Below are 19119 nucleotides of genomic sequence, written 5' to 3'. Positions count from 1 at the left end.
TTACAGTATTACAGATGTTGTCAACCAGTAACGCGACCTTCTCGCCGGTCGAGGATCGGATCCTCGACGCGGCGGTCAGTTGTGTCGTCGACTTCGGGGTCGAGCGAGTGATGCTCGCCGAGATCGCCCGGCGGGCGGGCGTGAGCCGGCCGACGATCTACCGTCGCTGGCCGGACGCCCAGTCCGTCCTCGCGGCCGCGCTCACCCGGGAGATCACCGGGGTGCTCACCCGGGTCCCCTCTCGTGGCGAAGGTCGCGAAGCGCTGGTCGAACGCATCGTCCGGGTGGCACGGGAACTGCACGCGAGCCGATTCGTCGATGCGATCCTCGACTCCGGACCCAAGCTCGTGATGACCTACGTGACCGAGCGTCTCGGCACCAGCCAGTACATCCTCATCGAGGCCCTGGCCGGCGAACTTGCTCGGGCGCAGGCCGAGGGCACCGTGCGTCCCGGCGACCCCACTCAGCTCGCCACGATGGTCCTGCTCACCGCACAGTCGACCATTCAGTCCGCGCACATGGTCGAGCCGATCCTCGGGGGCGAGGACCTGGCCCGCGAACTGACCTACTCGTTGAACGGATACCTGAAGCCATGACGCCTTCCCATCCCGCCGCGCTCCACCGATCTCGTCGCGCCTCCGAGCTGACCGCCCTCGCCGACGCCACCACCCCGGTCGACGTCGTGGTGATCGGTGGCGGAATCACCGGTGCCGGTATCGCGTTGGACGCCGCCACCCGCGGCCTGCACACCGTGCTGGTGGAATCGCGCGATCTCGCCTTCGGCACCAGCCGGTGGAGCTCGAAACTCGTCCACGGCGGTTTGCGATACCTGGCCACCGGAAACGTCGGCATCGCCCGCCGCAGCTCGGTCGAACGCGGAATCCTCATGACCCGCACGGCTCCCCACCTGGTGCGTGCCCTCCCGCAGCTGGTCCCGCTCTTGCCGTCGATGGGCCGGTTCGAGCGGGGACTCGTCCGGACCGGGTTCCTCGCCGGTGACGCGTTGCGCATCGCGGCGCGGACGCCGTCGACGGTGCTGCCGCGCTCGCGGCGAGTGGACGCGGCCACTGTCGCCGACATGTCGCCCACCGTGCGCCGGGACGGGCTCGACGGTGGATATCTCGCGCACGACGGGCAACTCGTCGACGACGCCCGGCTGGTGGTCGCGGTGGCTCGGACCGCCGCCCGGTACGGCGCGAAGATCCTCACCCGGGTGCGGGCCTCGGATGCCACCGGCACGTCCGTGCGGCTCACCGACGAACTTTCCGGCGAATCGTTCGAGCTCGGCGCTCGCACGGTGATCAACGCGACCGGGGTGTGGGCGGGAGAGGTCGACGAGTCGATTTCGCTGCGTCCGAGTCGCGGCACCCACCTGGTGTTCGACGCCGCCACGTTCGGCAATCCCACGGCCGCGCTGACCGTGCCGATTCCGGGTGAGACGAACCGCTTCGTGTTCGTGATGCCCGAGCAGCTGGGCCGGGTCTACCTGGGGCTCACCGACGAGGAGGCACCGGGGCCGGTCCCCGACGTGCCGACGCCGACGGACTCAGAGATCGGATTTCTGCTCGACACCATCAACACTGCCCTGGCAACGGAGGTCACCCGTGCCGACGTCACCGGGGCGTTCGCCGGGTTGCGTCCCCTCATCGACACCGGGGAGGGCCACACGGCGGACGTCTCGCGGGACCATGCCGTTCTCGAGGCGCCGTCGGGGCTGATCAGCGTGGTCGGAGGCAAACTCACCGAGTACCGCTACATGGCCGAGGACACGCTCGACCGGGCGATCGCGTTGCGCGGCCTGGATGCGCGCGCCTGCCGCACACGCAGCCTGCCGCTCGTGGGGGCGCCGGCTCATGCCGCCGAGGCCCGCTCGCTCGCGGGTCTGCCCGCCTCACTCGTCGCCCGCTACGGGACCGAGGCCCGCACCGTCCTGGAATCGGCGACGTGCGAGCGCCCGGACGAGCGGGTGGCCGACGGAATCGACGTCACCAGGGCAGAGTTCGAGTTCGCTGTCACGGACGAGGGGGCGCTGGACGCGTCGGACATTCTCGACCGCCGCACCCGGATCGGCCTCGTGGCCGCAGACCGTGCCCGGGCCGAAGAGGTGGCCGCGGAATTCGTCGCGGCGTCCCCGCGGTAGGGCACCCGGCTGGGCGTCCCACGGCACGGTTCAGCGCAGGACGTCCGCCGGTTCCGGCTGCTCGTCGGCCGCGTCGGGCGCGCGCCGCCGTGTGCGGCTCCACCAGGTGGCGGCGGCTGTGCCCGTCACCAGGGTGATCGCCGCACCGACGAGGCCTGCGGGGGTGCCGGGCAGGAGGGCGTCGAGCAGCAGCCAGACGCCGAAGACGAAGAACAGCACGGAGGCGCCGAGACGGATGGCGTCCTCGGGGAGGTGCTTGCCGAGGACTGCACCCAGCACGATGGCCAGGGCGTCGGCGGCGACCATGCCGACGGTCGACCCGATCCACACCCCGATCGGGTCGTGGTCGGTGGCGAGGGTGACCGTGGCGAGCATCGTCTTGTCGCCGAGCTCGGCGAGGACGAACGCCGCGGTCACCGCCATGAAGGCGGAGCGGGTCACGCGTCCGGCGCGGACCGTCTCGGCCTCCGACAGCGAGTCGCCGCGCAGCGTCCACAGCCCGAAGACCAGGAAGGCGACACCGCCGACGATCGCGATCAGGGTCGTGGGAAGCGCGACGCCGAGTACGTGCCCGAGCCCGACGGAGAGCAGGTGCACCCCGGTGGTGGCCGCAGCGATGGCGGAGATGACCACCCACCAGCGGTAGCGCAGGGCGAACGTCATGGCCATGAGCTGGGACTTGTCGCCGAGTTCGGCGACGAAGATGACGGCGAAGCTGACCGCGAGGGCTGCGAGCACCGGATGTTCCTCCTTCCGAGTGGTCGGAGGATGACAGGGATCGCCTCCGGACCGCGCGGACGCAGGGTGCGTCCACCGGCCGAAGGTCTCGCCCACCGGAAGGACCCGGTTCGCCGTGCCGGGCCCGGTCCGCGGGCCAGTATGTCGACATCGGCGATTGGGGGCTACTCCCCTTCGATGAGGAATACGCTAGCCGACTGTTTTCGAAATCGCAAAGGGCACAATAAGTTTGGTGCATCGAATCGAAAAGTTTCGGTGACCCTCACGCAGTGAGCAGCATGGCCAGAACCGCGGTGTCGGGGTGGCTGATCGGGTCGACGCCCACCCGGCTGACCATCGACGTCACGGTGCCCTCGAGATCTGCCTCCACCCATGCCGCACGGTGCTCGAGGCCCAGGTGAGGGACCCCGGGCAGCAGTACGCAGCCCGATGCCGCGCCGGCACATTCGGGCAGCGTCGGTGTCGTCTCCGCGGGTGGATGCAGGACGAACAACGCGGGCGGCTGATGGTCCGCGAAGGCCCCGGGGGCCACCGCCTCGTCCCCGAGTACGGGCCCCTCGGCCAATACGATCCCGACTGTTCCGGGAGCGGGATCGTCGGGCAACTCCTCCCGGACCCCGAACACCGTCGAGGTGTGCAGCAGCCCGGGCATCGCCCCTACCCGCACGGCGAGTGCGAGCAGCTGGGCCCACTCCTTGGTGGAATCGGGCCAGCGGCCCGAGATGACGAAACCTTGAAGCGAGCCCGCCGCGTGGAAGGGCGAGACACCGACTCGGGTGCTGGGATCGACCGCACTCATCACAAAACCTCCTCGGGGTGGACACGCGTCGGGAACGTCCGAAACGCTGCACGTCCGAAACGCTGCACACCTCGTTGGGTGTCCACAGCATGCGCCCGACACCCACTGGCACACAAGAGGGTTCGAGTGCCAGTTGTACGTCCGTACCAGCGCGTGGCGGCCCGCGCCGGAGGCGGTCTCAGAGTTCTCACATTCGCGTCACAGGGCGGCGCCACCCCGCACACCTATCCTCACGCCCATGACGACCCTGTTGCTGCTGCTCCGTCGCCGATGGCCGCTCCTCGTGGCGCTCCTCGCCGCGCTCGTCGCGGTGGTGGCCGTCGCCCTCGTCTGGGACCGCCCGGCCGACGCCCGCACCGTGGCGATCGTCGACCGGGACGACGGATGGGAACTCGACGGCGAAACGTTGCGTGCGGGAGAAGCGCTGGTGGCGAGCCTCGCCGAGGACGAGACCTCGGGGTGGACCGTCGTCCCGGCGGGCGACGACGCGTCGGCGACGGTCACCGTTCCCGCGGACTTCAGCGAATCGGTGGCCTCGTTGTGGGGGCCCGAACCGCGCCAGGCGCGCCTGGACCTGCAACTGCACACCGACGACGCGGGGGCGGCCGGGGAACTGTCGAGCCTGCTCTCGTCCCGGATCGGGGCAGACGGGATCGGTGACCTGCTCACCGACACCGCCACGGCCCGCACCAGGTTCCAGCAGGCAGGTGCCACGGCCGGTCTGCTCACGGCGGGCACCAAGGCGGCGGCGGATGCCGCCGGCGATCTCACGGGCAGCGCGGACGAACTGCTCCCGCTGCTCGAGACGGCCCGATCCGGTGCGACCGAACTGCTCGACGTGTCCCGGACCGTCTCCGGGGCGGTCGGCCAGGCCTCCGGGCCCGCGGAGGATGCCGCCGCGCGGCTCGACACGCTGGGGCTCACCCTCGGCGACGTCACCGAGGGCGCCGACCGGGCGGCCCTCACCCTCGACCGACTCCTGCCCGTCGTGGAGCCACTCGCACCCGAGGCAGCCGAGTCACTCGGCCAGGCGAGCGCCGACCTCACGGCCGTCTCCACCCAGCTCGCAGCGCTTCCGGGCATGCTGGGCGGATCGGTGGATCAGACGTCCGAACTCGGGGAACTCGTGCGAGTGGCCCTCGGGCAGGTGTCCGACGCGAGCGCCCAGCTGAGTTCGGCTGCGCAGCAGCTCGACGCGGGGATCGGCCCGCTCGCGGAACAAGCGCCGACAATGCTGGCCGAGGTGACCGGCCAGATCACGGCCGGGTTCGATCAGCTCAACGCACTCTCCGGCCAGGTGTCCTCGGGGATCGGGCAGGGAATGGAAGGGCTCCCGGTGCGTTCGCCCGCCCAGCAGGAACAGTTGTCGACGGTGCTCGCCGCGCCGGTCGAGCTGGCCGCGACGAGCCCGGAGCCGCTGCTGACCCCGCAACGGACCACCGCAGTCCTCGCCGGGACCACGATCGTGCTGGCCGCCGTGGTCGGCTGGATGGGGCTGCAGCTGCGGCGCCGGGACGGCTCCGGAGACAGCACGACGCCCGCGAACCCAGCCGTGAGCTGAATTCGCGGGCGCCGCGGGTGTCGGGGCCGGTTCAGCCCAGGATGCCGTTGCCCTGGCTGCGGGCGCGGTCGAAGCGCTGACCGGCGTCCTCCCAGTTGACGATGTTCCACCACGCCTTGACGTAGTCCGGCTTGACGTTCTGGTAGTCGAGGTAGAAGGCGTGCTCCCACATGTCGAGCAGGACGACCGGGATGATCGCGGCCGAGATGTTGCCGTGCTGGTCGGTGAGCTGCTCGATGACCAGGCGCTGCCCGATCGTGTCGTAGCCGAGGACGGCCCATCCGGAACCCTGCAGGGTCAGCGCGACGGCGGTGAAGTGCGCCTGGAACTTGTCGAACGACCCGAACTGGTCGTTGATGGCCGCACCCAGCTCACCCTCGGGGCTGCCACCACCGTTGGGGGACAGGTTCTGCCAGAAGATCGAGTGGTTGGTGTGGCCACCGAGGTGGAATGCGAGGTTGCGCGAGAGCAGCGGAGCCTTGGCGCCGATGGTGCCGTCCTCCCGAGCCTCGGCAAGCTGCTCGAGCGCCTGGTTCGCGCCGGCCACGTAGGTCGCGTGGTGCTTGTCGTGGTGCAGCTCCATGATCTTGCCGGAGATGTGCGGTTCGAGGGCTGCATAGTCGTAGGGGAGTTCCGGCAGCGTGTAAACAGACACGAGGGTCCCTTCTGTTCGAGCCTGTCGGCCCTGGTTTGCGTGCGTCTTCGATGCGATTGTTCGATGCAATTGTCCGGATGGTCGGTCGGACCGGGCCCGGATTCTCCGAACCCCGGCACCGGGTATTCACCCGAGTACATCAGGTATCCACCCAAGTACATTGGTACACCGTCCGCAACAGTGGCTGCTCACCTGGGGGAGGCCGCAATTCGGCTCACAGGTGAACAAAACCTTAAGCTTGGCCGGTGCCTCCACTCGTACCGGTCACCGATTCGCGTGCAGCCGCGCCGCGTGTCGAGCTGACCGGCGCGGATCTACTGCGGTTCCTCGCCGTTATCACGGTGCTCTACTCGCACATCTCGTTCTACGTCATCGACGACCTGGGTACCGGCTGGTGGGGGATCGACCTCGTCCACGAGGTGTTCGTCGTGCACGGAGGACTCAACCAGCATCTCTCCTTCCTCGGCGTCGCGGTGTTCATGATGCTGACCGGGGCACTGATTACCCGCTCGGCGGTACGCCAAACCCCGGGAAAGTTCCTCTACCACCGGCTCGCCCGGATTCTTCCCGCATTCTGGGTGGCCGTTCTGGCCGCGGTGCTGTTGGTCAAATTCGGGATCAACGGCATGTTCAGCGGCCACGAGACGATCTCCAACGGCGAGGCCGCGCTGAGCATGTTCTTCGGCGGGTTCTTCCTCAAGCCGCAGGTGGTCGTCCTCGGCGTCACCTGGACGCTGGTCGTGCAGATCGCGTTCTACCTGCTGTGCGTCGCGTCCCGGCCGATCCTGCGGACCGCTCCGGTCGCGATGCCCATCGCGGGCGCGGCGCTGTGTTCGCTGATCCTGTTCTACAACCTCTACATCTCGCAGCCGTACTCGGTGCCGATGCTGTCCCGCGTCGCGGCGACGCTGCCCGTGGTGTTCCTCGGCCAGATCATCTATCTCGGATTCGCGGGGCTGGCGGAACGCCGCTGGCTCGTCGTCGCCGGTCTCGCCCAGGTCGGGGTGATCGTCCTGGCCACCGACTATCGCGTGTACTGGGCTGGGGAGAGCTACCTCTGGACGATCGCCGTCGTCGCTGCCGCCGTGGTGCTCATCGGCCGCTATCAGGGACCGGCGTCGCGGTGGGCGCTGGTGCGGTGGACGTCGCAACGCAGCTTCGCGATCTATCTCATCCACACCCTGGTCCTGTATCGGGTCTACGAGAACACGGTGGGATTCGTCGGGCCGACCGGCGCCGTCGTCGCCTTCCTGCTGGTGACCGCGGTGGTCGCGGACGTGATGTATCGGTGGGTCGAGGTTCCCGCGACGCGATGGCTCTCGGCCCGCGGACCGGGCTCACGCAGGCGAGCCGCCCCTCCCGGCACCACGGTGAGTGAAAGCGGCACCGCTGTGAGCGAGGGCGGCACCGCTGTGAGCGAGGGCGGCACCGCCGCGGGCGCGCGTAGCATCGAGGCATGAGTTGGTACGACGAGCTTCTGGGACGGACAGCGGCTGGGTCGGACATGGTGACGGCCGATCGGGCGCTGCCGGGACGCGAGCAGACGATGCCGGTCCCCGAGAGTCACTACGTCAACGGTCATCCCCTCGTCCCACCGTTTCCCGAGGGAATGCAGCGTGCCGTCGTCGGGATGGGGTGTTTCTGGGGCGCGGAGAAGGAGTTCTGGCAGCTCGACGGCGTCTACTCCACCGCCGTCGGATATGCCGGTGGCTACACGCCGAACCCCACGTACGAGGAGGTGTGCTCGGGCCTGACCGGCCACACCGAGGCCGTCCTCGTGGTGTTCGACCCGTCGAAGATCTCGTACGAGCAGCTCCTCCGCCAATTCTGGGAGAACCACGACCCCACGCAGGGCATGCGTCAGGGCAACGACCAGGGCACCCAGTACCGCTCCGCGATCTACACGTTCGACGAGAGCCAGATCGAGGCGGCGGAAGCCACCGCGGAGGCCTTCGGCGCGCGACTCGCCGAGGCCGGGTACGGCGCGGTGACCACGGAAATCGCGCCACTCACCGAGTTCTACTACGCCGAGGGCTATCACCAGCAGTACCTGGCGAAGAACCCCGGCGGATACTGCCCCGTGCACGCGACCGGGGTCAGCTGCCCCGTCGGCCTGCTGAAGCAGGACGAGGTGCCGGCTCAGACGGACATCCTCCCGCCGAACTGATCGCCCCCACCGCCGAACTGATCGCCCCCATCCGGGTGGGAAGGGGTTGGTAGCGCGGGTGGGTGGGGCGGTGGTGCGCGGCGGCCACGACGGGTGCGTGCGCAACGACACAGAGTCGTAGGGCTACCCGGACTTGAAATCGTGCTGGTGACAGACGAATGTGGGAGCTGGAGCACTGCCGGGGTGGGAAGGACCTGATCAGATGTCCAGCCGCAGAGGCAACACGTTGAAGAGAGGTTCGGACCGGCTCGAGTCGGCGTTGAAAGCCACTCTGGCCCTCGTGTCGGTGGCGTTGATCCCGCTGTCGATCTGGGTGGGATTCGCGGTCGGCGCGGCGCAGTCCGCACTCGCCGACGAACAGGCGGAACGGTCGACGGCGGTCACCGCCACCACCACCGGAGCCTCCGAGCGGCACAGCACGACACCCGCGGAGTACGTCACCGCAGGCTCCTTCGACACCGCGCCCGCGACGTGGACCTGGAACGGAACCGTGCACCGCGACGACCTCGCCGTCGCCCCCGACACCGCGGCGGGCACGTCCGTGGAGATCTGGGTCGATCGGGACGGCGCGGCGACGGCTCCTCCGCTCAGCAGCGGAGCCGTCACGACGGCCGCTGTCGTGAGCGGCATGTTCACCTGGTTCGCCGCCACCTCGCTGATGGTCTGCGCCTTCCTGGTGGCGAGGGCGTCGATCGACCGGCACCGAGACCGGCAGTGGGAGCGGGAACTCCGGCTGTTCCTCGGTGAGGCCAGTCGCAGCTGAGCCCCGCATCCCCGCCGAGCTCCCGGGTCATCCCAACTGCGGTATGACCTCGCTCGCGACCAGTTCCAGGTGGTCGATGTCCGACAGGTCCAGCGTCTGGAGGTAGATACGTTCGCTGCCCACCTCCGAGTAGCGGCCGATCTTGTCCACCAGTTCCGCAGGCATTCCGGCCAGGCCGTTCTCGCGGAGTTCCGCCACGTCGCGGCCGATGGCGTCGGCCCGGCGTGCGATCTCCTCCTCGGTGCGGCCACAGCACAGGACGAGGGCGTTGGAGTAGACGAGCTCGCCGGAATCGCGGCCGGTGTCGGCGCAGGCGGCGCGCACGCGGCCGAACATGGCCTCCGTGTCGGCGAGAGACATGAACGGTGCGTTGAATTCGCTCGCGAACCGCGCGGCCAGCGCCGGCGTGCGCTTCTTGCCGGCACCGCCGATCAGCACCGGCGGACCGGGCCGCTGGACGGGCTTGGGCAGGGCCGGTGAGTCGACGAGTGTGTAGTGCTCGCCGTCGAAGGAGAACGTCTCGCCTTCCGGGGTCGCCCACAAACCGGTGACGACGGAGAGCGCCTCCTCGAACCGGTCGAACCGCGCCTTCGTCGCCGGGAAGGGGATGCCGTACGCCTGGTGTTCCTCGACGAACCAGCCTGCACCGAATCCGAAGTCGACGCGTCCGCCGCTCATCTGGTCCACCTGGGCGACCGAGACGGCGAGCGGCCCGGGGTAGCGGAACGTGGCAGAGGTGACGAGCGTCCCGAGACGGATCGTCGAGGTCTCCCGCGCGAGCCCGGCCAGCGTGATCCACGCGTCCGTCGGCCCGGGGAGCCCCTCGGTGTTCATCGCCAGGTAGTGGTCGGAACGGAAGAACGCCCCGTAGCCGAGCTGTTCCGCGGCCTGCGCGACGCGCAGGAGATCGTCGTACGTGGCGCCCTGCTGAGGTTCGGTGAAGATACGCAACTCCATGCGGACCACTCTGCCGCACGCACCGTCGGTACGCTCATTTTCATGGCGAAGCTCCCACTGAAGATGCCCGACGCCGTCACCGGCAAGCTGCCCGCTTCCCTCGGCGGCGAGGAATCCGGTGTGGTTCCGGTGGTGCGGATCGAGGGCGTGATCGCCTCCGGTGGAACGGGTCTGGGCCGCTCGACCGTCAATGTCGACACGGTGGAGCACCCACTGCACCGGGCATTCACGACGAAGGGGGCGAAAGCGGTTGCCCTGTCGATCAACAGCCCGGGCGGCTCGCCCACCCAGTGCGAGTACCTCGCCGCCCGGATCCGCCAGCTCGCCGACGAACACGAGGTCCCCGTGCTCGCGTTCTGCGAGGACGTCGCGGCGTCCGGCGGCTACTGGCTCGCCTGCGCCGCGGACGAGATCTATGCCACCGCAACGTCGATGGTCGGCTCGATCGGGGTGGTGTCCGCCGGGTTCGGGTTCACCGACCTGCTGGGCAATCTGGGGGTGGAACGGCGCCTCTACACCGCGGGTGACGCCAAGGCGAGACTGGATCCGTTCGTACCGGAGAACCCCGACGACATCGCCTGGCTCACCGACGTGCAATCGGGGATCCACGCGGAATTCCGCGACTGGGTGATCGCACGACGGCCCGCGATCTCCGCCGCCGACACCGATCTGTTCACCGGCGATCTCTGGCTCGGCCGCGAGGCGCACCGGCGCGGGCTGATCGACGGCATCGGCACCCTGCGGGCGGTGGTCGAAGAGAAGTACCCCGGCGCGAAGGTGGCGGTCACCGGCCCGCGCCGGTCGCTGTTCGCCCGGCTCGGCCTGCCGTCGGCGGGCGTCGACGGCGTCGTCGAATCGATCGTCGGGGCCGCGCACACGCGGATGGCATGGGCCCGCTACGGCAGGTGACCGGCCTCGCGCTCGGGTGAGTGGCGCTGCCCAGTTCTGTGCCGGATCGCCCAGTTCTGTGCCGGATCGCCCAGTTCTGTGTCGGATCGCCCGGTTCCGCTTCGGTGGTTTCAGTTCTGCTTCGGTGCGGGCGGGCCCACCGGACCGGAAGCCAGGCACAGCGTCAGTCCCGGAGTCACCGGCCGGATCCGGAGGCTGTCGCCGCCGCCGATCAGCTTGACGTACACGGTCCCCAGGCCGGCGGTGACCGGGACGCGGACCGGGTCGCCCTCGGCGAGGGACACCTCGATCTCCCCGTCGTCGCCGACCAGGTAGTTCAGCTGCGCCACCCACTCCCAGCCGACGAGCGGCCCGTTGAGCGGCACGGTCGTCCACTCCGAGCCCTCGATGCGGTGCCCGCAGCCGGGTGCGGTGCCCTCCTCGATGCCGCGGGTCCACAGCACCTCGGCGTCCACGAGGTGGCCCTCGCCGTCGAGGAGCCGCAGTTCGGTCGTGCTGTCGGCGAATTCGCCCCGCTCGCGGAACGGGGCGAGCATGGTGCTGAGCTTGTTGTGCGGGTAGGTGACCGGCATGAGGATGAAGATCGACGCCTGTTGGTCGAGCAGCGGGACGTCGCTGTGCTCGGCCAGTGACTGCCGCGCGTTCTCCAGGTACTGCGGCGTCGGGCCCTCCTGCCAGCTGCGCACGTACGTCACCGTCGAGACGAGTGAGCTGACGACGAACAGGACACCGACGACCGAGGCGGCGGCGACGCGACGCGACGCGGTGAGGACCGGGGCCCGTTTGAGGTAGCGGGTGGGAGTGTCACCGGTGGGGGCGTAGCGGGTGGGAGTGTCACGGGTGGGGGCGCGGAACACCAGTGCCACCGCGATCGCCAGGACCACCGCGGTGTCGGTGAAGTACCGCAACGTCTGGGCCAGTTCGTACGCGGTGTCGTCGCCCCAGCGGGCCAGGATCATCGCCGCGACCGACCCGAGGTAGTAGACGGCCAGTGCCGACCAGACCCAGCCGACGCGCCGCTTCCACAGCACCGTCGCGGTCACCGCGGCGATCACCACGATCCAGGAGACCACCACCAGGAGGGTGGGCGGTGTCGCCCACGGTGGGCTGGGCAGCCACCGCGTCCACGACCACGGCCCGCCGAGCAGGGTCGGAACGATCCCGTAGGACGTGCCGTGGTGCAGCAGCCCGAAGGCGCGCCGGGGAGACGCCCACTGGATGTGGGTCTCGCCGATCGACAGATAGGCGACCAGCCAGATCGCGAGGGTGGCCAGGGCGCCGATCCACAGGGCCCGGCAGCGCTGCCACGTGGCGCGCAGCGGCGCGGGTGTCCCGTCCACGTGCAGCAGCAGCGCGACGGTCGCGAACGCGACGAACGGGACGGCGACCGACTTCTCGAAGAACAGCAGACCGGCGACGGTGACCGCGATTCCGGACACGGCGTATCGCACGCGTCCCGTCCGATACAGCCGGATGGCGTCCCCGGCGACCCAGGCGAGCGCGATCTGCATCGGCAGGGTGTTGAGCGCGGCCGCCCACCACGTGAATGCAGGCACCGTCAGCGGCACGAACAGGTAGAGCGTGAGCGGCACCAGCAGGGCAGGACGCCGGCCGAGAATCAGCGTCAACAGCCGCAGGACGGCGAGGGAGGCCAGCAGCTGGCCCACGATCAGCGTCAGTGCGGGAAGTGCCCACTCGTACGGTGCGAGCTTCGTCGTCACCGCCGCCACCCAGAACGCCGCGGGCATGAGGTGGCCGTCGTGGGAGTACACCAGCAGGTCCGACGACCACAGGGGCAGTGTCCCGCCGCGGCCGGTGAGGATGAGGTCGTCCCAGTAGTAGCCGCTGTTCGCCGCGATCCAGGTACGCGTGAGTGTCTGCAGGACCACCAGTGCCGCGGCGACGTAGGCGACCGTGCGGGCGGTGGTGAGGGGAGCGAATGCGGGCATCGCCCCGAGACGTTACCGCTGCCGCCGCGCGCGGCGACCGGCCCCGTGTGTGCCGTGAAGTGGGATCGGAAAGTTTTCCGGACGAGGAGGGAACCGGATCGTCCCGGGCAACGTCTGAGTAATCGTGAGGTCGGCTCGTCCGGGGTGGGACCGGACCGGAGTTCAGGAGGGGGGATTCCGGCTCGGTCCCACCGGTGTCCGCAGCGACGGGCACCGGCGGGATGCTCGTCGTCCCGGGTAGCTGCCCGCAGTGCCCGATCGGTCCACGTGTTGTGGACCGCGCGGTGCACAGGATGGTGGACCGACGCCGAACCACGGCGCCTGACCTGTGCACACCGTCCCGAAAACATCCCCAAATCTGGGGATGAACCTGTGGATACTGTGGATAAGCTCCGAAAATCGATGACGTGGGTCACACAATTAACACGTCGTTCACCCGGATTCTCCCGTGGAGGAGTGTCGGCGACATCGGCTTGGTGTGCGGGGCGGGGCGTCTCCCATTCGTCTGATTCCCCGGCTTCCGGTCGCGGATCCGTGAGTGCGTCCGGGAAGCCGGATGCCTGCCGCATCGCTCGGGACGTGACAGAATCGGCGCCGTGACTCGGTCGGGGACGAAGGGGACACCTGGATGATCAACATCCAGGTGTGCGCACGGTGCGCCACGCGGTGGCAGAACCAGGGCCGTCCCATGCAGTGGTGCCCGAAATGTCACGGTGTCCTGCTCGCGCCGTTCCGGGCGGACCGGCCCCAGGGGCGATCGTTCCGTTGGATCGCCCGGCCACCGTCGCTGCGTGCGAAGCCGCGGGGCACCGGAAGCCGTGGCCCCTCCCCGACACCGCGCTACACCGAGATTCCGCGGTGGGGCCTCCAGGACCACGTCGCTGCGGCTCCGGCCCGTCGCGACTGGGCGGCCGCCGCCGCGGAGAACGCCGCCGTCTTCGCCCTGTGGACCGCGGGGGCTTATCTGCTCGCGGCCGTGGCGGAACTCGCGCGGTACGGGATCCTCGTCCGCAACCGCACTCGGCTCGTCGACCCGATGCTGCTCGCCGCGTCCGACGCTGCCGTCATCGTGGCCGGGGCGGCAGGGGTCCTGCTGGCCGTCGCCACCGGTGTCTGCTGTGTGTGCTGGCTGCTGCGCGCGCGGCGCCGGACGTTCGCGGCGGAGGGCGTCCGTGACCCGAGATCGACGGGTGCCGTCGTGCTCGGCTGCGCGGTGCCCGGCCTCAACCTGGTGATGCCCGCCGTCTACCTGCTCGAGATCGTGCGGCGTGATCCCCGCGCGCTGCTCCTCGTCCGAGTGTGGTGGGCGACGTGGGTGCTCGGGGGCCTGCTCCTCGTCGTCAACTGGGTGTGGCGATTCCGCACGTCTCTGCAGGCGATGGCGGACGGAGTGCTGCTCGCCGCCTTCACGGCGTTGGTCGCCGCGGCCACCGCGACGGTCACCGCCGCGATGATCCACCGGATCGAACGCCGCACCTGGCGCGGGAGCGAGGCGCGGCCCACCCGCTGGGTGCAGGCGCCTCCCGGCGTGCGGGAAGCGGTCACGGAAACGAGCGGCGAAGACACCGCGTCCAGCGGCGAAGACACCGCGTCCAGCGGCGAAGACACCGCGGCCGGCGGCGAAGACACCGCGGCCGGCGGCGAAGACACCGCGGCCGGCGGCGACGCCCGCTCACGTGACGGAGCCGCCGCGTGAGGGAACCGCTCGTCGTCGCCCACCGTGGGGCGTCCGCCGCCCTGCCGGAGCACACCCTGGCCGCATACGAGCTGGCCCTGCGGGAAGGCGCGGACGGGCTCGAATGCGACGTCCGGCTCACCAGGGACGGCCACCTCGTGTGCGTACACGACCGCACCGTGGACCGGACGTCCGACGGGTCGGGTGTGGTCAGCGAGTCGACGCTCGCCGAGCTCCGCGAGTTCAACTACGGCACCCCGGACGTCCCGGCGGAGCTGCTCACCCTGGACACGCTCGTCGAGCTCGCCCTCTCCTGGACCGAGCGCCCGGTGAAACTGTTCGTCGAGACCAAGCATCCGGTGCGGTTCGGTTCGCTCGTCGAGAGCAAGGTGCTCGCGGCGCTCGCCCGGTTCGGCATCTCCACGCCGGCGTCGGCTGCCCATGCCCGGGCCGTCGTGATGTCGTTCTCGGCTGCCGCGGTATGGCGTGTGCGGCGGTCGGCGCCGCTGTTGCCGACGGTGCTGCTCGGTGAGTCCGCCCGCTATCTCGGCGGCAGCGCGGCCACCACCGTCGGGGCCACCGCGGTCGGGCCGTCGGTCAAGACCCTGCGTGAGCACCCCGACACCGTGGACAAGGCCGCGGCCGCCGGACGGGCCACCTACTGCTGGACCGTCGACGACCGCGCCGACGTCGAACTGTGCCGCGAACTGGGCGTCGGCTGGGTCGCCACCAATCACCCGGGCCGCACCAAGAACTGGCTGGCTTCCTGACGCGGCCGACCCCGGCGTGTAGGTTTCGGACTCGTGGGAAAGAAGAGCAAGAGAAACAGTGGTCCGAGGTTCGGGAGCGAACGCGCCGAGAAGCTGGCTCGCCGCGAAGCCGAGCGCGAGCTCGCCGCCACGGCGGTGACCAGGCCTTTCGCGGGAATCGCTGCGGAGTGCGATCTGGTGGCGATGCGCGAGTTCGTGCCGTCGGCGACGGCGGTGCTCCCGCTGCGTGACCCGGCCCGTTCGGTCACGGTGGCCACGGTGCTTCCCGGTGCCGTCGCGGCCCTGGTGCGTGAGGTGGGTGACGATCCGGAAGGTTTCGTCGGCGTCCAGGTCCAGGTGTACTCGGACGATCTCGGTGGCGACCTCGCCGCCTCGATCGCGTGGGCGCAGACCGCGGAGGCCGGTGAGTCCCTGCAGGCCGCGCAGCCCGGCGACGAGACACCGGCGCTGGCCGACCTGATCGACCCCGATGCGCAGCTGGACATCACCGTGCACCAGAACTTCGACTGGTGGATTCCGGAAGGCGTCGAGCCGGCCGCCGACGTGGCGGCGACCGTGCAGCACGCGAACGAGGCGATCATGCCCTCCGCGCGGGTGCAGGGAGACGGCGTCGTGGCGGCCTGGTGGGTCGATGCCGGCGAGAAGGCCCACATCCGTTGGGTCCGGCCGGAGGACGAGGACGAGTTGATGCTCGCGCTCGCCCGTGTCCACGCCACCGGCGACCTGCATCTCGGTGAGGGTTCCCGCTTCGCGGGATCGTTCCGTACCCAGGGCCTGCTGGTTCCGGTGTTCGATCTCGACCGCGAGAAGCACCCCGACGAGTGGGCGCCGGGGCTGATCGCCCTCGCCCGACGGCTCGAGGAGGCCCTCGCCGTGGACGCGCCGCTGACGAGTGCCGAGCGGCGCGCCCGCGACGGCCTACGCGGCCGTCAGGTCACCCTGGTGCGGTAGCACCGATCGGGCGGCGGCGCGGTAGCACCGGGTGGCGCCGCGGCACGTCAGAGTGAGCCGCCGGCGGTCTCCGGGGCACCCGGGGTGCCGTCGGCGGCCTTCATCTCGCGCGCGACGAAGTCCTCGATGTGGAACAGGTCGCGGCCGGCGCGGTCGGCGATGGTCAGCAGGGTGGTCATGCTCGAGACCTCCTCGACCTGCTCCTTGAGGAACCACTGCATGAACTGCTCACCGATGTAGTCGCCCTCGTCGCGGGCGGTGCGGGCGAGGCGGATCATCTGCTCGGTGACGGCCTTCTCCTGCTCGAGTGCCAGTGAGATCGCCTCGCGGGGAACCTCGAATCCGGAGACGGCCGGGTCCACGCCCCCGAGGTCGACGGCGATACCGCGGTCGAGGAAGTACTGCACGATCATCATCGCGTGGTTGCGCTCTTCGACGGCCTGCTTGTAGAAGAACTTCGCCAGCTGCGGCAGGTCCTCGTTGTCGAACCACACGGCCGTCGCGACGTACTGGTGCGAGGCGTTGAACTCGTTGCGGATCTGTTCCTGCAGCAGCGACAGGAATGTCGAGCTCGGTGCGATGACGCTGACGTCGGGGACGGGTGCACCGGAATCGTGGGTGTGCTGTGCGGTTGCTTCGATGCTCATGGAAGCCAACCTAGGCGACCGGAAAAACGCCCTCGAGCTCAGTTTCGCCTTATTGTGCTTAGGCTTTCACAAGAATGCATCCGAGTCGCTGGTCGATCGCCCCCGTGGTAGTCGGTGACCGCCGTGGTTTCTCGGTCACTGCCCCGTGGTGATCAATTCCGGAGGCAGCGGGCGGTCGTCGGCGAGTGTGTCGAAGAACTCGATGGCACGTTCGCGATCCCACAGCACGACGTTGCCGGAGCCGTTGTCGGTGAAGCCGCCGATCGGCACGGTTGTCGTGACGACCTCTCCCCGCATGGCCCACGCGAGCCGTGCCAGGTGCCAGATGTGGTCGCCCTGGTCCACCTTCAGAGACGCGACGGTGTCGAAGGCGAGGGGAAACATCCGGAACGGGTTGAGCAGGGTGGTGGGGCTCGTCGCCTTCGACAGCAGGGCGGACATGAACATCCTCTGGTTGTTCATCCGGTCGATGTCGGCGAGGGCGGTCGCCCGGGTGCGCACGAATCCCAATGCCTGCGGGCCGTCCAGCTTCTGGCACCCGGCGGGCAGGTCGATCCCCGCGAGGGGGTCGACGATCGGCTGTTCGAGGCACATCTCGACCCCACCCACGGCGTCGACCATCCCGGCGAACCCGCCGAAGCCGATCTCGGCGTAGTGGTCGATGTGCAGGCCGGTCGCCTGCTCGACGGTCTGCACCAGCAATTGTGGACCACCGATGGCGAAGGACGCATTGATCTTGTCCTGGCCGTATCCGGGAATCGACACGTAGGAGTCCCGGGGCAGGCTCACCATCGTCGTCGGGCCGCCGCTGCTGGGGACGTGGATCACGATGATCGTGTCGGTGCGGTCCGGACCCGTCTCGCCGCCGGTGGCGAGGGCCGCCTCCTGCTCGGGGGTCAGGCCGGCGCGGGAGTCGGAGCCGACGAGCAGCCAGTTGGTGCCGGGGGTGTCGCCGATCCGGTCGGGGTAGTCGGCGAGGGCATCGATCCGGTTCAGTGACCGGTCCAGGTAGACGACGGTGCCCACCAACACGACGGCGAGAGCCAGCGCCAGGACGCCGAGACGTCGACCCCAGCGGGGACGGCGCCTGGGCCGGGGAGGTGCCGGTGGCGCCGGGGGTGCGGCAGGCGGCGGACGGCGGTAGTCGTCCGGCGTGCGCCGGTACGGCCGTTCGCGGGGTGGTTCGGGGCGGCGGTACGGCTGGTCCCGGCGTGGCGGGGTGCGGTACGGGTCGGCCGGCCCCGGCCGATCCGGGTTCGGGGCGTAGCGCGGCGGCGGGGCCTGCGACCACGCCTGTTGCGGCGGTGGCGGCGGTGGGCCTCCGGCGCGGCCGTCGCGCCGGATGACCTGCGTGCCCTCGGGCGGTGATGGCGGGGGTGCCCCGCGCCTCGGCGGTACCCGGCCGGGCGGGGGAGCGTGTGGTGGAGGTGGCGGCGTGCGCCTGCCGTCCCGCGCGTCACGACCGCGCGGATCGCGCGGCGGCTGGTAGGGGCGGTCTCCGGTCACGTCACGACTGTACTGTCCCGTGCCCGGCTGCCCTGTGCCCGCGGACGGTGCGCCGGGAACACCGCACATCGATACTCGTCGGGAACGTCACCGGCCGGTCAGGGGATCCAGCCGACGCGTCCGCGCAGCGCCGCATAGCCGACGAAGGCGACGGCGTCGATGAGAGCGTGCGCGATCACCAGCGGCCACAGCCGGTTCGTCTTCTGCCAGTACCGGCCGAAGACCAGGCCCATGACGACGTTGCCGACTCCACCGCCGAAGCCCTGGTAGAGGTGGTAGCTGCCGCGCAGCAGCGCGGACGCGAGCAGCGAGGAGTTCTCGCCCCAGCCGAGCCGGCGCAGGCGGGAGAGCAGGTACGCGACGACGAGGATCTCCTCGGCCCCGGAGTTGGCAATCGCCCACAGCACGAGCACGGGCAGCCGCCACCAGTGGTCGTCGATCGTGCTCGGTGCGACGGTGAGGTTCGCGCCGACGGCCTGCGCGGCGAGGTACAGGGCGAGTCCGGGAATCCCGATGAGCGCGGCGAGCCCGACGCCCTGGGTCACGTCCGGGCGCACGACGGGGCGGCCGAAGCCGATGGCTCGGGGACCGAGACCGCTGCGCCACAGCAGGTACAGCCCGAGCGCGCCCCAGGCGAGCAGGCGGACCACACCGAGGAGCTGCCGTGCCAGGTCGAGCAGGGGATGTGACGCGCGCGGGACGTTGAGTGCGACGGTCTGCTCGGCGAGGCTGCCGGGCGTCAGGAGCGATTCGGCGAGGGACAGCAGCCCGGACAGGCCGCTGAGGCCGAAGGTGATCAGCAGAACGATCGTGATCTCGACCCACAGGGCGCGGCGCTGCGGTGCGGTGAGCGCCGGATCGGTACGCGGGGGCGGCGCCGGGCGCAGCCATGCGGACACTGCTGCCGGGATCGCAGGGCGAGAGATCACCTG

The 19119-nt window shown here is 70.0% G+C and carries 18 protein-coding genes; 10 read left to right on the top strand and 8 right to left on the bottom strand.

What is annotated here, in order from left to right:
- Positions 1-14: 14 nt before the first annotated feature.
- Positions 15-596 carry a TetR/AcrR family transcriptional regulator gene (locus G4H71_RS09380; RefSeq protein WP_072737487.1) on the top strand — a complete coding sequence of 194 codons (582 nt, stop codon included), beginning with the start codon at positions 15-17 and terminating at the stop codon, positions 594-596.
- Positions 593-2140, top strand: a complete 1548-nt coding sequence (locus tag G4H71_RS09375; RefSeq protein WP_072737486.1) for a glycerol-3-phosphate dehydrogenase/oxidase — start codon at positions 593-595, stop codon at positions 2138-2140. Before G4H71_RS09380 ends, G4H71_RS09375 begins: the two co-directional genes overlap by 4 nt.
- Positions 2141-2170: 30 nt before the next feature.
- Here the strand turns inward: G4H71_RS09375 and G4H71_RS09370 are convergent, their stop codons facing one another.
- Positions 2171-2878 (bottom strand): TMEM165/GDT1 family protein, encoded by a 708-nt coding sequence (locus G4H71_RS09370; protein WP_072737581.1) that lies wholly within the window; start codon positions 2876-2878, stop codon positions 2171-2173.
- A 262-nt stretch (positions 2879-3140) separates the two neighbouring features.
- Positions 3141-3677, bottom strand: coding sequence for a peptidase (locus G4H71_RS09365; protein WP_072737485.1), 537 nt, complete (start codon positions 3675-3677; stop codon positions 3141-3143).
- Positions 3678-3915: 238 nt separating this feature from the next.
- Between G4H71_RS09365 and G4H71_RS09360 the strand changes: the two genes are divergently transcribed.
- The gene (locus tag G4H71_RS09360) at positions 3916-5238 is read left to right on the top strand and encodes a YhgE/Pip domain-containing protein (protein WP_072737484.1); all 1323 of its coding nucleotides are present in this window, start codon (positions 3916-3918) and stop codon (positions 5236-5238) included.
- A gap of 31 nt (positions 5239-5269) precedes the next feature.
- Here the strand turns inward: G4H71_RS09360 and G4H71_RS09355 are convergent, their stop codons facing one another.
- Positions 5270-5893, bottom strand: coding sequence for a superoxide dismutase (locus G4H71_RS09355; RefSeq protein WP_072737483.1), 624 nt, complete (start codon positions 5891-5893; stop codon positions 5270-5272).
- A 245-nt stretch (positions 5894-6138) separates the two neighbouring features.
- Here G4H71_RS09355 and G4H71_RS09350 point away from each other — a divergent pair, with 245 nt between their 5' ends.
- From G4H71_RS09350 to G4H71_RS09340, 3 genes are all read left to right on the top strand, one after another.
- On the top strand, positions 6139-7353 hold the full coding sequence (locus tag G4H71_RS09350) for an acyltransferase family protein (protein ID WP_083343027.1): 1215 nt from the start codon (positions 6139-6141) through the stop codon (positions 7351-7353).
- Complete coding sequence (msrA, locus tag G4H71_RS09345) at positions 7350-8060, top strand: peptide-methionine (S)-S-oxide reductase MsrA (protein ID WP_072737482.1); 711 nt, start codon at positions 7350-7352, stop codon at positions 8058-8060. Before G4H71_RS09350 ends, msrA begins: the two co-directional genes overlap by 4 nt.
- A 202-nt stretch (positions 8061-8262) precedes the next feature.
- Positions 8263-8823, top strand: coding sequence for an Rv1733c family protein (locus G4H71_RS09340; protein WP_072737481.1), 561 nt, complete (start codon positions 8263-8265; stop codon positions 8821-8823).
- Positions 8824-8850: 27 nt separating this feature from the next.
- Here G4H71_RS09340 and G4H71_RS09335 read toward each other — a convergent pair whose 3' ends face one another.
- Complete coding sequence (locus G4H71_RS09335) at positions 8851-9780, bottom strand: LLM class F420-dependent oxidoreductase (protein ID WP_072737480.1); 930 nt, start codon at positions 9778-9780, stop codon at positions 8851-8853.
- A gap of 42 nt (positions 9781-9822) precedes the next feature.
- Here G4H71_RS09335 and G4H71_RS09330 point away from each other — a divergent pair, with 42 nt between their 5' ends.
- Positions 9823-10689, top strand: coding sequence for a S49 family peptidase (locus tag G4H71_RS09330; protein ID WP_083343028.1), 867 nt, complete (start codon positions 9823-9825; stop codon positions 10687-10689).
- A gap of 110 nt (positions 10690-10799) precedes the next feature.
- Here the strand turns inward: G4H71_RS09330 and G4H71_RS09325 are convergent, their stop codons facing one another.
- Positions 10800-12638 (bottom strand): phosphatidylglycerol lysyltransferase domain-containing protein, encoded by a 1839-nt coding sequence (locus G4H71_RS09325; protein ID WP_072737479.1) that lies wholly within the window; start codon positions 12636-12638, stop codon positions 10800-10802.
- Between the two features lie 628 nt (positions 12639-13266).
- Between G4H71_RS09325 and G4H71_RS09320 the strand changes: the two genes are divergently transcribed.
- Genes G4H71_RS09320 through G4H71_RS09310 form a run of 3 tightly spaced genes read left to right on the top strand, consistent with a single transcriptional unit; the run spans position 13267 to position 16034 of the window.
- Positions 13267-14334 carry a DUF4328 domain-containing protein gene (locus G4H71_RS09320; protein WP_072737478.1) on the top strand — a complete coding sequence of 356 codons (1068 nt, stop codon included), beginning with the start codon at positions 13267-13269 and terminating at the stop codon, positions 14332-14334.
- Positions 14331-15083: a glycerophosphodiester phosphodiesterase gene (locus G4H71_RS09315; RefSeq protein WP_072737477.1), complete on the top strand. Its 753-nt coding sequence runs from the start codon at positions 14331-14333 to the stop codon at positions 15081-15083. The genes G4H71_RS09320 and G4H71_RS09315 overlap by 4 nt, the downstream gene beginning before the upstream one ends.
- A 33-nt stretch (positions 15084-15116) precedes the next feature.
- Entirely contained in the window at positions 15117-16034 is a 918-nt protein-coding gene (locus G4H71_RS09310) for a DUF5926 family protein (RefSeq protein WP_072737476.1), read from the top strand.
- A gap of 47 nt (positions 16035-16081) precedes the next feature.
- On the opposite strand, the gene G4H71_RS09305 is transcribed toward G4H71_RS09310, so the two are convergent.
- The 3 genes from G4H71_RS09305 to G4H71_RS09295 form a co-directional block, all read right to left on the bottom strand.
- Positions 16082-16681, bottom strand: a complete 600-nt coding sequence (locus tag G4H71_RS09305) for a ferritin (protein WP_083343029.1) — start codon at positions 16679-16681, stop codon at positions 16082-16084.
- A 135-nt stretch (positions 16682-16816) separates the two neighbouring features.
- Complete coding sequence (locus tag G4H71_RS09300; RefSeq protein WP_246442332.1) at positions 16817-18187, bottom strand: LCP family protein; 1371 nt, start codon at positions 18185-18187, stop codon at positions 16817-16819.
- Positions 18188-18285: 98 nt separating this feature from the next.
- Entirely contained in the window at positions 18286-19116 is an 831-nt protein-coding gene (locus G4H71_RS09295; RefSeq protein WP_072737475.1) for a CPBP family intramembrane glutamic endopeptidase, read from the bottom strand.
- Between the last annotated feature and the right edge of the window lie 3 nt (positions 19117-19119).

The sequence above is a fragment of the Rhodococcus triatomae genome (assembly GCF_014217785.1).
Lineage (GTDB): Bacteria > Actinomycetota > Actinomycetes > Mycobacteriales > Mycobacteriaceae > Rhodococcus_F > Rhodococcus_F triatomae.
This window is presented reverse-complemented; position numbering and strand designations above follow the sequence as displayed.

Bases quoted from the DNA above. Each gene is read 5' to 3' on its own strand.
- G4H71_RS09380 (WP_072737487.1), top strand. From the start codon at position 15: ATGTTGTCAACCAGTAACGCGACCTTCTCGCCGGTCGAGGATCGGATC.
- G4H71_RS09375 (WP_072737486.1), top strand. From the start codon at position 593: ATGACGCCTTCCCATCCCGCCGCGCTCCACCGATCTCGTCGCGCCTCC.
- G4H71_RS09365 (WP_072737485.1), bottom strand. From the start codon at position 3,677: ATGAGTGCGGTCGATCCCAGCACCCGAGTCGGTGTCTCGCCCTTCCAC.
- G4H71_RS09360 (WP_072737484.1), top strand. From the start codon at position 3,916: ATGACGACCCTGTTGCTGCTGCTCCGTCGCCGATGGCCGCTCCTCGTG.
- msrA (WP_072737482.1), top strand. From the start codon at position 7,350: ATGAGTTGGTACGACGAGCTTCTGGGACGGACAGCGGCTGGGTCGGAC.
- G4H71_RS09340 (WP_072737481.1), top strand. From the start codon at position 8,263: ATGTCCAGCCGCAGAGGCAACACGTTGAAGAGAGGTTCGGACCGGCTC.
- G4H71_RS09335 (WP_072737480.1), bottom strand. From the start codon at position 9,780: ATGGAGTTGCGTATCTTCACCGAACCTCAGCAGGGCGCCACGTACGAC.
- G4H71_RS09330 (WP_083343028.1), top strand. From the start codon at position 9,823: ATGGCGAAGCTCCCACTGAAGATGCCCGACGCCGTCACCGGCAAGCTG.
- G4H71_RS09325 (WP_072737479.1), bottom strand. From the start codon at position 12,638: ATGCCCGCATTCGCTCCCCTCACCACCGCCCGCACGGTCGCCTACGTC.
- G4H71_RS09320 (WP_072737478.1), top strand. From the start codon at position 13,267: ATGATCAACATCCAGGTGTGCGCACGGTGCGCCACGCGGTGGCAGAAC.
- G4H71_RS09305 (WP_083343029.1), bottom strand. From the start codon at position 16,681: ATGAGCATCGAAGCAACCGCACAGCACACCCACGATTCCGGTGCACCC.